Annotated in this window: 15 protein-coding genes and 1 pseudogene; 6 read left to right on the top strand and 10 right to left on the bottom strand. The window is 72.9% G+C overall.

Going from position 1 to position 12,859, the window contains the following annotated elements; translation table 11 throughout:
- Positions 1-21 precede the first annotated feature (21 nt).
- The gene (locus BJF80_RS09460; protein WP_143554061.1) at positions 22-1,743 is read left to right on the top strand and encodes a metallophosphoesterase family protein; all 1,722 of its coding nucleotides are present in this window, start codon (positions 22-24) and stop codon (positions 1,741-1,743) included.
- A gap of 222 nt (positions 1,744-1,965) precedes the next feature.
- Here the strand turns inward: BJF80_RS09460 and thpR are convergent, their stop codons facing one another.
- Positions 1,966-2,538: an RNA 2',3'-cyclic phosphodiesterase gene (gene thpR, locus BJF80_RS09465; RefSeq protein WP_075813129.1), complete on the bottom strand. Its 573-nt coding sequence runs from the start codon at positions 2,536-2,538 to the stop codon at positions 1,966-1,968.
- A 110-nt stretch (positions 2,539-2,648) separates the two neighbouring features.
- On the opposite strand from thpR, the gene BJF80_RS09470 reads away from it, so the two are divergent.
- Positions 2,649-3,575: a DsbA family protein gene (locus tag BJF80_RS09470; RefSeq protein WP_075813131.1), complete on the top strand. Its 927-nt coding sequence runs from the start codon at positions 2,649-2,651 to the stop codon at positions 3,573-3,575.
- On the opposite strand, the gene BJF80_RS09475 is transcribed toward BJF80_RS09470, so the two are convergent.
- Together BJF80_RS09475 and BJF80_RS09480 are read right to left on the bottom strand one after the other, a co-directional pair.
- Complete coding sequence (locus BJF80_RS09475) at positions 3,538-4,083, bottom strand: DedA family protein (RefSeq protein ID WP_075813133.1); 546 nt, start codon at positions 4,081-4,083, stop codon at positions 3,538-3,540. The two genes, BJF80_RS09470 and BJF80_RS09475, sit on opposite strands and share 38 nt — an antisense overlap.
- 2 nt (positions 4,084-4,085) lie before the next feature.
- Positions 4,086-4,763, bottom strand: coding sequence for a biliverdin-producing heme oxygenase (locus tag BJF80_RS09480; protein ID WP_075813135.1), 678 nt, complete (start codon positions 4,761-4,763; stop codon positions 4,086-4,088).
- Between the two features lie 113 nt (positions 4,764-4,876).
- Here BJF80_RS09480 and BJF80_RS09485 point away from each other — a divergent pair, with 113 nt between their 5' ends.
- Positions 4,877-5,794, top strand: coding sequence for a carbamate kinase (locus BJF80_RS09485; RefSeq protein WP_075813137.1), 918 nt, complete (start codon positions 4,877-4,879; stop codon positions 5,792-5,794).
- A 110-nt stretch (positions 5,795-5,904) separates the two neighbouring features.
- Here the strand turns inward: BJF80_RS09485 and BJF80_RS09490 are convergent, their stop codons facing one another.
- Together BJF80_RS09490 and BJF80_RS09495 are read right to left on the bottom strand one after the other, a co-directional pair.
- Positions 5,905-6,450 carry a hypothetical protein gene (locus tag BJF80_RS09490; protein ID WP_083673580.1) on the bottom strand — a complete coding sequence of 182 codons (546 nt, stop codon included), beginning with the start codon at positions 6,448-6,450 and terminating at the stop codon, positions 5,905-5,907.
- Positions 6,451-6,460: 10 nt separating this feature from the next.
- Positions 6,461-6,775, bottom strand: coding sequence for a YciI family protein (locus BJF80_RS09495; protein WP_075813139.1), 315 nt, complete (start codon positions 6,773-6,775; stop codon positions 6,461-6,463).
- An 83-nt stretch (positions 6,776-6,858) separates the two neighbouring features.
- On the opposite strand from BJF80_RS09495, the gene BJF80_RS09500 reads away from it, so the two are divergent.
- Together BJF80_RS09500 and BJF80_RS09505 are read left to right on the top strand one after the other, a co-directional pair.
- Positions 6,859-7,011: a CopG family transcriptional regulator gene (locus tag BJF80_RS09500; protein ID WP_075813141.1), complete on the top strand. Its 153-nt coding sequence runs from the start codon at positions 6,859-6,861 to the stop codon at positions 7,009-7,011.
- The gene (locus BJF80_RS09505; RefSeq protein ID WP_075813143.1) at positions 7,008-7,733 is read left to right on the top strand and encodes a hypothetical protein; all 726 of its coding nucleotides are present in this window, start codon (positions 7,008-7,010) and stop codon (positions 7,731-7,733) included. Before BJF80_RS09500 ends, BJF80_RS09505 begins: the two co-directional genes overlap by 4 nt.
- Positions 7,734-7,767: 34 nt before the next feature.
- Here BJF80_RS09505 and BJF80_RS09510 read toward each other — a convergent pair whose 3' ends face one another.
- Positions 7,768-8,862, bottom strand: coding sequence for a trans-sulfuration enzyme family protein (locus BJF80_RS09510; protein WP_075813145.1), 1,095 nt, complete (start codon positions 8,860-8,862; stop codon positions 7,768-7,770).
- A gap of 35 nt (positions 8,863-8,897) precedes the next feature.
- The gene (locus BJF80_RS09515; protein ID WP_237767523.1) at positions 8,898-9,473 is read right to left on the bottom strand and encodes a CGNR zinc finger domain-containing protein; all 576 of its coding nucleotides are present in this window, start codon (positions 9,471-9,473) and stop codon (positions 8,898-8,900) included.
- A 219-nt stretch (positions 9,474-9,692) separates the two neighbouring features.
- Between BJF80_RS09515 and BJF80_RS09520 the strand changes: the two are divergent.
- Positions 9,693-10,442 (top strand): annotated as a pseudogene (locus tag BJF80_RS09520) (EamA family transporter); the annotation flags it as partial.
- A gap of 221 nt (positions 10,443-10,663) precedes the next feature.
- Here BJF80_RS09520 and BJF80_RS09525 read toward each other — a convergent pair.
- From BJF80_RS09525 to BJF80_RS20080, 3 genes are read right to left on the bottom strand one after another with little or no spacing between them, the layout of a single operon-like run.
- The gene (locus tag BJF80_RS09525; RefSeq protein WP_075813149.1) at positions 10,664-11,287 is read right to left on the bottom strand and encodes a DUF4230 domain-containing protein; all 624 of its coding nucleotides are present in this window, start codon (positions 11,285-11,287) and stop codon (positions 10,664-10,666) included.
- Between the two features lie 9 nt (positions 11,288-11,296).
- Entirely contained in the window at positions 11,297-12,232 is a 936-nt protein-coding gene (locus tag BJF80_RS20075) for a hypothetical protein (RefSeq protein ID WP_237767524.1), read from the bottom strand.
- Positions 12,229-12,807, bottom strand: coding sequence for a hypothetical protein (locus tag BJF80_RS20080; RefSeq protein ID WP_237767525.1), 579 nt, complete (start codon positions 12,805-12,807; stop codon positions 12,229-12,231). The genes BJF80_RS20075 and BJF80_RS20080 overlap by 4 nt, the downstream gene beginning before the upstream one ends.
- Between the last annotated feature and the right edge of the window lie 52 nt (positions 12,808-12,859).

The following is a 12,859-nucleotide window of genomic DNA, read 5'->3' on the forward strand; positions in this document are numbered from 1 at the left end:
TGCTCGTTAGGCTCGACGCCGATGGGCAACCGTGAGCGCATCGCGACAGTCACCACGGGGCTGCGACGCACCGGCGTCGTGGTCCTGCTGCTCGTGCTCGCCTTCACCGGTGGCATCGTGGCGACGCAGCTGTGGCCGGTGCACACGCAGACGCGCTACTTCGCCGCGGACATCTCGGTGGAGCCGCGGCTGGACTCGACGGTGCGACTGCCGACGGTGGTGGGCGACATGGAGGTGTCCTTCGCCCGCGCCGTGCTGCCGGCGCCCGGGCTGGAGGGTCAGGTCCAGGTCCGCGACGAGGTCACCGACCTGCTCCGGCGGGGCCAGCTGCGCACCTCCGACCTCGAGCCCGGCCCGGAGGAGCTGCGGGAGGCGATCGACGCCGGTGTCGCCCAGCTCGCCTGGAAGTTCGCGGCCGGGGCGCTCGCGACCACGGTCCTGGTCATGCTCGCGTATGCCTCGGCCCACCCGACCCGCGACCGCTACCTGCACGCGGTGGTCGCCTCAGGCGTCGCGACGGTGCTGGCGATGCTCGTGCCGGGAGGCGCGGCATACCTGACCTATCGGACCGACCGGGTCGCCGAGTTCCGCACCACCAGCCTGCTCTCGCTCGTCGAGCAGAACACCGACATCCTCGCCGGGCTCGACCGCAAGGCCGACCAGGGCGCGGTCTACGTCACCAACCTGCTCGCGCTCTCCTCCGCGATGCGGGAGGAGTTCAGCCCGGACGCGGTCGAGGCGCCGGCCGCGGCGCGCTTCCTGCTCGTGAGCGACATCCACGGGATGAACCAGTACCCCCTCATGCGCGAGATCGTGCAGACCCAGGACATCGACGCCGTCATCGACGCCGGGGACCTGCTCAACTTCGGGCGGGCCGACGAGGGCGACCTCACCGGGATCTACGAGGGCATCGAGAGCCTCGGCGTGCCCTACCTCTACGTCCGCGGCAACCATGACGGCGCCTTCGCCCGCGACGAGGGCGTGCTCGAACGGATGGCGCAGGTCCCCAACGTCGTGCTCCTCGAGCCAAGCGAGGGCGACCTGCAGCAGGCCACGGTGCACGGCGTGACGATCACTGGCTTCAACGACAGCCGCTACTTCAACCAGCGCAGCGACGACTACGGGGCCGACCAGAGCGCCCTCGCCGAGCGCTTCCGGGAGGCGACCGACGGGCTGGCGCCGAGCGACGTCGTGCTGACCCACCAGCCGTATGCCGCGGACCGGGTCGGGGCCGGCGCCGTGGTGATCAACGGGCACATGCACCGGCGCGACCTCACCGGGCAGCACCTGGAGGTGGGGTCGTTCACCGGTGGCGGGCTGGTCAACCAGTTCCGGCTGCCGCCGCTGACCGAGGAGGCGCAGGAAGCGGCCGAGGAGGACCCCGAGACCGCCGGCGAGCTCCTGGGCAACCCCTACAGCTTCGACATCCTCACCTTTGGCGAGGACTGCGCGATCAGCAGCCTGACCCGCTACAGCTACCGCAACCTGGTGTCCGGGCGCCCGCAGTTCGACGACGTCAGCCTCATCAACGGGCGGACGATCCAGCCGCAGCCGCCCGAGGGCCGCACCTGCTCGCCCGACCTGGACGTCGAGGTGCAGCCGGTGGAGCAGATCATCGACGAGTCCGAGGCCGACCCGACCACCGTCGAGGTCACCCCGCCGGACGACGCCGTCGTCACCACCCTTCCGCCCGCGGACCTGCCGGAGATCGAGGACGGCGCCGGCGTCACCCAGTCCCCCTGACCTCCGTTCGCCGCAGGGGGCGCCGTCCGGACGGAGGGCCCGGAACTGACGCACCACAGGACCTCTGAGCACGCTTGTGCGTCTCCTCGTGCAGGACCTTGCGTCACGCGCGTCGCTCAAGCGACGTTGGTGTCACCAGCTTGTGCACCAGGGTGGTTTCCAGAGGGGGTCGTGAGCGGGCGGAGTCCTGCGTGGACGGGTCGCGGCCCGGCACGTGGGCGGTCAGCGCAGGGACCAGGTGTGGCGGACGGCATACCGCGGGGTGCCGCCCGGGCCCTGGCCCAGCTCGGAGCGGACCAGGCATACCTCGTCCGCGACCCACGACGAGGTATGCAGCGTGTCCAGCGCCTGCACGAGGTGGCCGGCGGCGCGGGGTCGCCCGACCGACCGAGCGAGGGTGACGTGCGGGGCGAACCGCGTGCCCTCGACTGCGGCACCCGCCCGGCTGGCGAGCGCGCGCAGGCTCTGCGCCCAACTCTGCAGCGAGCCCGGGTCGGCCTGCTCCACCGCCGCCCAGAGGACCCGCGCCTGCGCCGGGTCGGGGAAGGCACCGGCGCCGCGCAGGGTCAGCCGCACCGGCAAGGCGCGGGCCGCCCACTCCTCACCGGCCTCGACGAGGGCCTCCTCGCGCCACTCCTCCAGCTCGGGGAGAAAGGCGAGCGTGAGGTGCCGGTGCTCCGGCCGGGTCCAGCGCCAGTGGCCGCGAGGCGCCAGGGCGTCCTGGCGCGGCTCGAGCAGGGCGTCGAGCTCGCGGGCGACGGGGGCGGAAGGCAGCAGGGCGATGAAGGCACGCACCCGTCCATGGTGTCAGCCCGGCGCGGACGCCGGGTCTGTCCGGTCGGGTCGCGGCGCGGACGCGCGGGGTGTCCGGCCAAACCGACCCGCGCGTGTGACACGCTGGCGGGGTGAGCGAGCCAGCAGCACGCAGCAGTGACCGCACCGTCGTCGCGATCGCCTGGGCCGTGGCCGCCGTGGTCATCGCGCTGGTCGTCGCCTTCATCGCCTGGCTGGCGCTCGGTGACCGCGAGGACGCGTCCGGTCCGGCCGAAGCGACCGCCACGCAGAGCGCGGTCCCCGAGGGCGGAGCGGAAGGCGAGGGCGCCGCCGGGGACGAGGACGGCACCGCAGGGGAGGGCACCGAGAGCGGCGGGGCCACCGGCGAGGCCGACCGCAACGCCACCCAGGACGGCGACGCGAGCTCGGAAGGGGGGACAGGCGCTGGGGCGGCCGACCCCGGCGCCACCCAGCAGAGCCCCTCGCCGGAGGTCGAGCAGCTGCTGCTGGACCTGCAGCGCCGCGATCCGGACGACCCGATGGCGGTCGGCGATGTCGATGCCCCCGTCGTGATGATCGAGTACGCCGATTACCGCTGCCCCTACTGCGCCCGCTTCCACCTCGAGATCCGGCCCGAGCTGCTGCCGCTGGTCGAGGACGGCACGCTGCGCATCGAGTTCCGCGACTTCGTCATCTTCGAGGAGACCTCGCGGCTCGCCGCGGTCGCCGCCCGGGCCGCCGCGGAGCAGGATCGGCGCGAGGAGTTCCAGGAAGCGGTCTTCGCGTTGTCGACCGAGGGCCACGGCGAGTACGGCCGCGACGAGCTCCTCGAGATCGCCGAGGAGGTGGGCGTCGCCGACCTGGAGCAGTTCGAGGCCGACCTGGAGGACGAGGAACTGCTGGCCGCTGTCGAGGCGGACTCGGCGGAGGCCCGCTCCGTGGGCGTGTCCTCGACCCCGACCTTCCTCATCAACACCCAGGTCCTGCAGGGCGCCTACCCGGCCGAGCGGATGCTCGAGATCATCGAGCAGGAGCAGCAGGCCGCTCTGCAGCGTTGAGGGTCTCTCCCGCCGCTCGTCGGCGGCGGCGCACCAGCCGGTGCCCGGTGACCACACCTGCGAGGGCCACCAGGGCCACGAGCCCGGCGAGCAGCGGGTGACCGCTGACCGCCGCCCCGATCACGGCGGCCCACACCGCGAAGCCGATGGTCGCGTAGATCGCCGCCCAGGCCAGGGCGCCCGGCAGCTGCGCCAGGGTGAACCGTGCCCAGGGCATACGGATCGTGCCCGCACCTGCGAGCACCAGTGTCTGCAGCCCGACGGTGAGGTAGCACAAGGAGACCGCCACCAGGCCCCAGCGCTGCACCACCGCCCGCCCGCGACCCACGGCCTCGCCGTCCAGCCACCGGTGCACCGACGCCGCCGTGCCACCGCGCGGACGGGTGTGCCGCAGCGCCTGCTCGGTCACGAGCCGCGCGAGCGCATACGTCACCTGACCACGCAGCAGGGCCACGAGGAAGAGAAAGGCCAGGGCACCGACGAAGGGGTAGGACTCGAGGTCGGGCATGCTCAGCCGCCGACCCCCGCCGCCGAGTGCAACGGGGTCCGCGCCGCGGCCAGGTCGGCGAAGACCGCCTCGTTCGCCGCGAAGCTCTGCACCGCGGCCTCGAGGACCGCCTCCCGCTGCACCGCGGTCAGAGGAATCTGGTCCAGCCGGGCGCGGTAGCCGTCCTTGTAGACCTTGGGCTTGTCGATCCCGGCGAAGGAGTAGAACGTCAGCCCGTCGGTCGGCACCCCGTAGTGGCGGTGCACCAGCCGCGCCACGATCTGCCCGCCCGAGAGGTCACCGAGGTAGCGCACGTAGTGGTTGGCCAGGACCATCTCCGGGGTATGCCGGTCCCGCAGGGTGGTCGCGTAGGCGGAGGTCGCGACGCAGATCGGCAGTCGCCCGTCGGCCAGGCGCACCTCGTGGTCCGGGCCGACCAGGACCTCAAGGTCGTGGCGCAGGGCGGGCACGCGGTCGAGACGACGGTCGGCCACGGGCGCCAGCAGCGGGTGGCCGGCGTAGTGGGTGTGCAGCACGTCCTCCAGCGCCCGGTAGATCAGCAGGTGCTGGGTCGCGAGCGCGGTGAAGGCCGCCGCGCAGGCGCGGCCCTCGACCAGGTCCGTGACGAAGGCCGAGCGCTCGGCCTCGGAGTGCGCCGTCGCGGTGGCGTCGCGCAGCGCTTCGGACAAGGGTGCGGTCACGGCAGCTCACCTCGTGGTCGGCATGGCTTAGGTCACCCTTACCTTAACCGCTCGAGCGGCCTGGCGGAAGACGCCTCCCGGCCCCGAGCAGCGGGAGGGCATACCGTCTGGGCATGAGGATCGTCGTCGCCCTCGGCGGGAACGCGCTGCTCGAGCGCGGGCAGGTGCCCGACGCCGCGGCGCAGGTCGCCAACATCCGGCGGGCGATGGCGGCGCTGGCGCCGCTGACCGACGACCACCAGGTCGTCATCACCCACGGCAACGGGCCGCAGGTCGGGATCCTGGCGATGGAGAGCGCGGACGACGCGCGGCTGAGCCAGCCCTACCCGTTCGACGCGCTGGGGGCGATGACGCAGGGGCTCATCGGCTACTGGATCCTGCAGGCGATCGGCAACGAGCGGCCCTACCGGCAGTTCGCCGCCGTCCTCAACCAGACCCTCGTCGACGCCGACGACCCGGCCTTCTCCGACCCGACGAAGTTCGTCGGGGAGGTCTACGACGAGGCGACGGCGCATGAGCTGGCCGAGAAGCACGGATGGCAGGTGAAGGCCGACGGCGAGCACTGGCGCCGCGTCGTCCCCTCGCCCCGGCCGCGCGAGATCATCGAGACCAGGCTCATCGACCACCTGCTCGACGAGTCGGTCATCGTCGTCTGCGCCGGCGGTGGCGGCGTGCCCGTCGTGCGGACGGGCACCGGCGACCTGCGCGGGGTCGAGGCGGTCATCGACAAGGACCTGTCCGCCGCGCTCCTCGCGCACCGCCTCGGCGCGGACCGGCTGCTCGTGCTCACCGACGTGCCGGCCGTGATGCAGGGCTTCGGCACGGACGACGCGCGGGAGATCCGACGCACCACCCCCGAGCAGCTGCGGGCGCTCGACCTCCCGGCCGGGTCGATGGGTCCCAAGGTCGAGGCGGTATGCCGCTTCGTCGAGGTCGCCGGCGCGGGCGCGGCAGCCTCGATCGGCAGCCTGGAGGAGGTCGCCGCGCTCGTCGACGGCTCCGCCGGGACCTACGTCAGCGCGCAGGGGTGAGGCGGGGCGATCCGTCGCGAGGACACGCCCGTCGTCACCGGCTCAGGTACGCACGTGCATGGCTGAGCCGTCTCCGGCCGGCGCGTCGGCCGGATGGCCGGGGGTCGGGTTCAGCGCCTGGTCGCAGCGGCGCCGATGAGCGCAACCATGAGCAGGCCGGCCAGGACGGCCGCCGCCGGAGCGGCCACGGGCGCCCATACCAGGCCGAGCGCGAGCCCGAGCCCGCCCACGACCGACACGGCCCCACCGAGGCCGGTGAAGAAGGGCACGCCGAAGGCACGGGCGAACGGGATGAAGTGCAGGCCGACACCGAGGGCGATGAGCGCCGGGCCGAGCTCGGGGACGTCTGCGGCGCGCAGCACGGCGCTGCCGGCGACGAAGAACGCGAGCATCCCCAGCACGGAGAGGCCGTAGACCAGGCCGGCGCGACGGTGCGGAGCGGAGGTCTGACGGGCGCCGCCGCGGCGCACGAAGACGGCCCACGCAGCCCCGAGGAGCAGCACCACCCAGGCGACCAGCGCTGCGGTCGACCAGGCCTGCGGCAGCTCCCCGCGGTTGACGAGCACGAAGACCGTGCCACCGACCAGGCCGATCACCGACCCGATCATCGACCCCGGCGCCCGCACCGCCTCCGTGGACTCCCCCTGCTCGACCATGCCGCCGAAGCTACACCTCGCCCGCGAGCGCCCCGTCGAACCACGCCCCCAGCACCGGCGTCCACTCCCGGATCGCCACCTGCTCGACCAGCCCCAGCTGCTGGAACGGGTCCTCCCGCAGCAGCTCGGCCAGGTCGGCCGCGCTCTCGGCCCGCAGGATGAGCAGCGCGGCGTCGGGCGCCTCCTCGATGCTGGCGTAGGGACCGCTGAGCAGGGCGGTGCCCTCGGCCGCCAGCCCGCCCAGGAACTCACGGTGCGCCGGCCGGTGCTGGTCGCGCGCCGCGGTGTCGTCGGAGTAGGTGTAGTGCACGACGAAGAAGCTCATGCCGCTCATCCTAGGGACGGCCGACCTGGACCTCTGCTCAGAAGCAGCTCTCGCCACCAGGCTAGTTTGCTAGCATCCTACATATGACCGACAAGGCGCAGTTCAACGTCTACCTCCCTCGGGACCTCATCACCGAGATCAAGCACCGCGGCATCGACGAGGCGATCAGCCTGTCCGCGCTCGTCGAGAAGGCGCTCCGGGCCTACCTCGTCTCGAACGAAGGAGAGCAGAAGTGATCACCGACCTCACCGCCCAGCCCATCCGCTTCACCTCGGACCTCCCCGCCTGGCAGCGGCTCCTGGAGACCCTCGGCGGGCACCTCGTCTACGAGCGCCCCGGCTGGCTGGTGTATGCCGTCGGCTCGGGCCGCGTCGCGCTCCACGCCGCGAGCGAGCAACAGCCGGCCGGGGTGTGCGCCCTCGCCCTCTCGACGACGACGCCCGTCCCCGAGGCGGTGGCCGCGGCCGCAGCGGCCGGCGTGCCGATCACGCTCGGCCACCCGGACCACGGCGAGGCGGGCATGGTCGAGGCGCCCGACGGGACCAGCTTCACCCTCGACTCGCCCACCCCGGTGGAACGCGAGGGCGGCGTGAGCGACCGGAGGCTGGCGGCCCTGCCGATCTGGTACGGCCCGGACACGGCGATGATCACCGGGGTGCTCGAGGGCATCGGTGCGCGCCCGCGCACGGTGGCGGACGATCGCATCTGGACCGACCTGCGCTGCGAGGGCGGCGGCCTTGTCGCCGCGCACCGGGACGAGTCACCGGCGGTCGAGCTGGCCTTCGAGTGGGACGGTGACGTCGAGGAGGCGCTGGCGCTGCTCACCGAGGCGGGGATCGAGGCCGTGCTCATCGACGAGACCTACAGCCGCACGGTCCAGATCGCCGACCCCGACGGCCGCAAGGAGATCTGGGTCAACGAGCGCATGACGGACCTCTACGGCTACACCCGCACCTGAGCGACGCCCGACCGGCCCCCCGGCCGGTGAGCGGTCAGCGGGTGGCGTCGAGGGCCCGGGCGAGGTCGGCCCAGAGGTCCTCGACGTCCTCGACGCCGACCGAGAGGCGGAGCAGCGTCTCGGGGACCGTCTCGACCTCCAGCGCGTGGCGGCGGCGACGCTCGATCTGGCTCTCCACCCCGCCGAGGCTGGTCGAGTGCACCCACAGCCGGGTCGCGGCACAGATCGCCTCGGCCCGCTCGACGCCCCCGGCGACCTCGATCGACACCATGCCGCCGAAGCCGGGGTAGCGCACCCGCTGCACGACCGGGTGCTCCTCCAGCCGTGCGACGAGCTCGCGCGCGTTGGCCTCGGCGCGCTCCAGCCGCAGGTGCAGCGTCCGCACCCCGCGCAGCACGAGGAAGGTCTCCATCGGCCCCGGGATCGCGCCGTAGAGCGTGCGGTGCGTGTGCAGCCGCTGCAGCAGGTCGGGCCGCTCCCCCGAGACGACCAGGGCGCCGAAGAGCGCGTCCGAGTGGCCGGCGAGATACTTCGTCGCCGAGTGCACCACCACGTCGGCACCCCAGGTCAGCGGCTGCTGCGCCAGCGGCGTCGCGAAGGTGTTGTCGCACACCACGACGGGCCGGTCCTCGCCGTACCGCTCGACCAGCCCGCGCACGACCGCCGCCACATCGGTGACCTCCATCATCGGGTTGGACGGCGACTCCAGGTGCAGCACGTCCGCCCCCTCGCAGGCGTCGACGATCGCCGCGACGTCCTCGGGGTCGACCCGCCGCTGGGTGAGCGCGCCGGCGACCTCGCGGTCGGCCAGCTGGCCGGTCGTGCCGTTGTAGACGTGCGTCGGCGCGACGACCACGCCACCGACTGGGACCAGCGACATGGTCGCCGCGATGGCACCCATCCCGGAGGCGAAGACCAACGCGTCGCCCCCCTCCAGCGACCCGAGCACCTCCTCCAGGGCCTCCCACGTCGGGTTGCCGTCACGGGCGTAGTCGACCGCGCCGTCCGCGGCATACGTCGAGGTGAAGGTCACCGGCACGTTGACCGGGGCGCCGGGCTCTCGGGCCGGCCGCCCGAGGGACACGGCGCGGGTGCCGGGGGCGAGCGCCTCGCCGTCGTGGGGGGTCATGGTCGTCCTCCGGTATGCCGTCTGCGCGGTCGGCGTCAGTCCTCGCCGCTCTGCCGCTCACGATAGGCCGCGGCGGCGACCCGGTTGCCGCAGGTGGTGCTGCAGAAGCGCTTGGACCGGTTGCGGGAGAGGTCGACCAGGACCCCGTCGCAGTCGTCGGCGCCGCACCGGCGCAGCCGCTGCAGCTCGTCGGCGCGCACGACGTCGATCATCGCCATCGCCGCCTCGACCGCCATGCGGGTGGCGAAAGGGGCGTCGTCGGGGACGCCGTGCAGGTGCCAGCCCCACCCGTCGTGGTCGACCAGCTGCGGGACCGCCCGCTCCTGGGCGAGCAGCGTGTTGACGAGGTCGACCACCCCCGGCTCGTCGAGGTCCCAGAGCTGGGCCAGCCGCGGACGCAGGGCGCGGACCCGCTCGACCCCGGCCCGGTCCGTGGGCGGCCGCCCCGACCAGCCCCACGTCGAGGCGAAGTCCTGCAGCTCGGCGGCGCTGGTGAGGGTGTCGAGCCCCTCCGCCCGCGCGCGCACGGCCTGCTCGGAGGGCAGGTGGTCGCTGCCGCTGCCGGCCCCGCTGCGGGTGTTGACCAGCCCGGCCGCGCCCTGTAGCGCCACCTCTGTGTCATGAGTGAAAAGCACCTTGACTCCTGATGGTGGGCATCGGTATCGTCATGAGTGTCACCCATCGACACCCATGACGCCAACTGCAGAAGGGGGGCCAGCCCCATGACCACCACCCGCACCCACGACGTGACCACCGCCCGACCGACGAGCGGTCGCAGCGGCCTGCGCACCGTGCTGCTCGGGCTGGCCGTCGCCCTGGTCTCGGCCGCGATGTTCGGCACCTCCGGCACCGTCGGCAAGAGCCTGCTGCTCACCGGCTGGTCCTCGGGCGCCGCCGTCGCCGTCCGCGTCGGGCTCGGCGCGCTCATCCTCGCCGGCCCTGCCGCGATCGCGATGCGCGGCCGGTGGCACCTGCTGCGACGCCCGGTCACCTGGATCCACACCGGGCTCTTCGGCCTGCTGGCCGTCGCCACCGCCCAGCTGTTCTACTTCCTCGCCGTCGAGCGGCTCTCCGTCGGCGTGGCCCTCATGCTGGAGTACCTCGGCCCGATCCTCGTCGTCGGCTGGCTCTGGGCCCGCCACGGCCAGCGGCCCCGCGCGCTGACCATCGGGGGCGTCAGCCTCGCGGTCATCGGCCTGCTGCTCGTGCTCGACGTCCTCGGCGACGTGCAGCTGAGCACCGTCGGGGTCATGTGGGGCCTGGTCGCCGCTGTCGGCCTCGCCGGCTTCTTCATCGTCGGCTCCGACGACTCCAGCGGCCTGCCGCCGACCGCCTTCGCCGCGCTCGGCATGGCGATCGGCGCGGCCGTCCTCGGGCTGGCCGGCCTCATCGGCGTCCTGCCCATGAGCGTCAGCACGCAGAGCGTGACCCTCGCCGGCGCCACCGCGCCGTGGTGGCTGCCGGTGGCCTGGCTCGGCCTGGTCGCCGCGGCCGGGGCATACCTCACCGGGATCATCGCCGCCCGCATGCTCGGCGCCAAGGTCGCCTCCTTCGTGGGGCTGGCCGAGGTGATGTTCGCCGTGCTCTTCGCCTGGCTGGTGCTCGGGGAGATGCCGGCACCCGTGCAGCTCCTCGGCGGCGCCTCATCGTCGCCGGCGTGGCCGCGGTCAAGGCCGACGAGCGCGACGACGAACTGCCGGCCGCGACCTACGAGGTCGAGCCGCTGCCCGAGGCCTGACGCCTCGATCACGGTCCCGTGGGAGTCGGCACCCTTCCCGACTTCCACGGGACCATCGGCTTGTCAGCCGGCGAAGGTGACGCTCACGTCCTCGTGCCCCAGGGCCTCCAGCAGCCCCTCGAGCATGGCGACCGTGTTGCTCTCGGCGAGCTCGACCAGCGGCCCCGTCCCCTCGGCCGCCTCGCTCATCTGCGCCACCGCGACCCGCTGCGCCTCCTGCTCCAGGTCCGAGCCCCGGAAGCGGTTGGTGATCCCCCGGTCGACGCTCACGACGTAGCTCTCCTCGAGGTCCAGCACGGGGTCGCCGACGCTCGGCTCCGGAAGCCGCACCCGGACCGCGCCGCTCTCCTCGTCGACCTGCACCCGGCGATCGTCGAGCGCGCTGAAGTCGACCACCGCGTCGACCGTGCCCTTGCCGACGTAGAGCACCCGCTCTCCGCTGATCCAGCCGGGCACGAAGCGGGTGTCCCGCTCCAGGTCGACGACGGTCTCGTAGTAGGCGCTGGCCGCGTGGAAGTCGCTGATCTCGGTAAGCGACTGCAGCACCGAGGGCCCGGTCCGGTCGATCTCCTCCTCGGTGAAGGGGTTGAGCGAGGGGCGCCAGTCGGTGAGCAGGGCAAGGCCGCCGACCAGGGCCAGCAGCACCACCGGGATCATCGCCACGACACCGAGCACACGACCCTTCATGGCCTCAACCTAGCTGCCGACGGTCGCCGCGCGCCGGACGAAGTCGGTGATGCCCTCGGCCTCCTCGACCCGCGAGCTCTCGCCGACGTAGGGCATGTGCCCGGTCTCGAACCACGCGTGCTCGATCCGGTCCAGCGCCGCGTCCGGCAGGCGCAGGTGCGCGACCGTGTCCTCGGCGGCGGCATACGGCGTCGCGAGGTCGTAGTAGCCGTACTCGAAGCGGACCCGCAGGTGCGGGTTGGCGCGCATGACCCGCTCCAGCTTGTCGACGACGTTGATCGGCCTGCCCTCGAACTCCTTGTAGGACCAGTGCTCGATCGCGTCCGAGAAGACGGCGTAGGGCAGGTCCAGCTCGGAGCGCAGCTCGGCCCGCAGGTAGTGGTGGATCGCGGCGGCGTACGGGCCCATGATCGTGTCGATGCTTGGGTCGGCGTCCATGCCCTCGGCGATCCCGGAGTGCAGGACACCCCGGATCCGGCCGTCGATCCGGCCGACCGTCTCGCCCCGGTCGCGCAGCAGCTCGGTGCAGAAGCGCCAGTGCTCGGGGCGCAGGTCGCAGCGCTCGACGTAGTCCTGCGACAGCCCGGTCAGGCGCGCCACCTGCGCGGCGACCTCGGCACGCTCGTCGTCGGTAAGCCGGTTGCCCCGCGCCAGCGCCCAGCGGTATGCCCCCGCCGCCAGCTCCTCGGCCTCACCGAGCACCTCGGCGAGCTCCCGACCCGCGTGCTTGCCGTGGTAGTGCGCGATCGCGGCATACGTCGGGAGGTAGGACAGGCACGCCTCGTCGAAGCGCAGGAACCGGAAGTCCTGGGTGCCGAAGTCGAGCACGCTGGAGATGAGGACCAACCCGTTGAGCTGCATACCGAAGGTCGTGAAGAGGTGCTCGGCCACCGACACCGCCCGGGTGGTGCCGTAGGACTCCCCGGCCAGGAACTTCGGGCTCATCCAGCGATCCTCGCGGGTGCACCAGAGACGGATGAGCTCGGCGACCTGCTCGACGTCCTTCTTCCAGCCGTGGAAGTCCTTGGCCTTGCCTCCTCGACCGCGCGCGACCACCCGGTCGACATGGGGTCGATGAAGACCAGGTCGGAGGCGCGCAGCAGCGTCTCGGGGTTGTCCGCGAGGGCGTACGGCGGCGGGGTCGGCTCGTTCGGCTCGCCCGCGACCGCGATGCGCGGACCGAGCACGCCCAGGTGCAGCCACACCGAGCTCGACCCGGGGCCGCCGTTGAAGACGAAGGTGATCGGGCGGGCGACGTCGGGCTCCCCGTCCTCGTCGGTGACGGTGTAGGCCGTGACCGCCAGCTCGCCGCGCGGCGTCCAGCCCTGAAAGATGTCGTCCTTGACCTCCTCCTCGCGGATGACGATGCGTCCGGTGCGGGCGGTATACGTCAGGTCGCCGTCGGCGGTGCCGATCGTGTGCCGCGTCTCGACCAGGACGTCGCGCGGCTCGGGCCGGTCCGTCGTCTCCGTGCCGGTCGAACCGTTCCCTGTGGCGTCCTTGGTGGTCTCGTCGCTCATGGCCGCCAGCGTAGGCGGGCGGGTCGAGCGGGTGCCTCCCCCGTCCGGGATC

Source organism: Serinicoccus sp. CUA-874 (assembly GCF_001942225.1).
Classification (GTDB): domain Bacteria; phylum Actinomycetota; class Actinomycetes; order Actinomycetales; family Dermatophilaceae; genus Ornithinicoccus; species Ornithinicoccus marinus.

Excerpts from the sequence above, each read along its gene's own strand:
- BJF80_RS09460 (WP_143554061.1), top strand. The coding sequence starts at position 22 with ATGGGCAACCGTGAGCGCATCGCGACAGTCACCACGGGGCTGCGACGC.
- BJF80_RS09475 (WP_075813133.1), bottom strand. The coding sequence starts at position 4,083 with ATGCCCGACCTCGAGTCCTACCCCTTCGTCGGTGCCCTGGCCTTTCTC.
- BJF80_RS09485 (WP_075813137.1), top strand. The coding sequence starts at position 4,877 with ATGAGGATCGTCGTCGCCCTCGGCGGGAACGCGCTGCTCGAGCGCGGG.
- BJF80_RS09490 (WP_083673580.1), bottom strand. The coding sequence starts at position 6,450 with ATGGTCGAGCAGGGGGAGTCCACGGAGGCGGTGCGGGCGCCGGGGTCG.
- BJF80_RS09495 (WP_075813139.1), bottom strand. The coding sequence starts at position 6,775 with ATGAGCTTCTTCGTCGTGCACTACACCTACTCCGACGACACCGCGGCG.
- BJF80_RS09500 (WP_075813141.1), top strand. The coding sequence starts at position 6,859 with ATGACCGACAAGGCGCAGTTCAACGTCTACCTCCCTCGGGACCTCATC.
- BJF80_RS09510 (WP_075813145.1), bottom strand. The coding sequence starts at position 8,862 with ATGACCCCCCACGACGGCGAGGCGCTCGCCCCCGGCACCCGCGCCGTG.
- BJF80_RS09525 (WP_075813149.1), bottom strand. The coding sequence starts at position 11,287 with ATGAAGGGTCGTGTGCTCGGTGTCGTGGCGATGATCCCGGTGGTGCTG.
- BJF80_RS20075 (WP_237767524.1), bottom strand. The coding sequence starts at position 12,232 with ATGAGCCCGAAGTTCCTGGCCGGGGAGTCCTACGGCACCACCCGGGCG.
- BJF80_RS20080 (WP_237767525.1), bottom strand. The coding sequence starts at position 12,807 with ATGAGCGACGAGACCACCAAGGACGCCACAGGGAACGGTTCGACCGGC.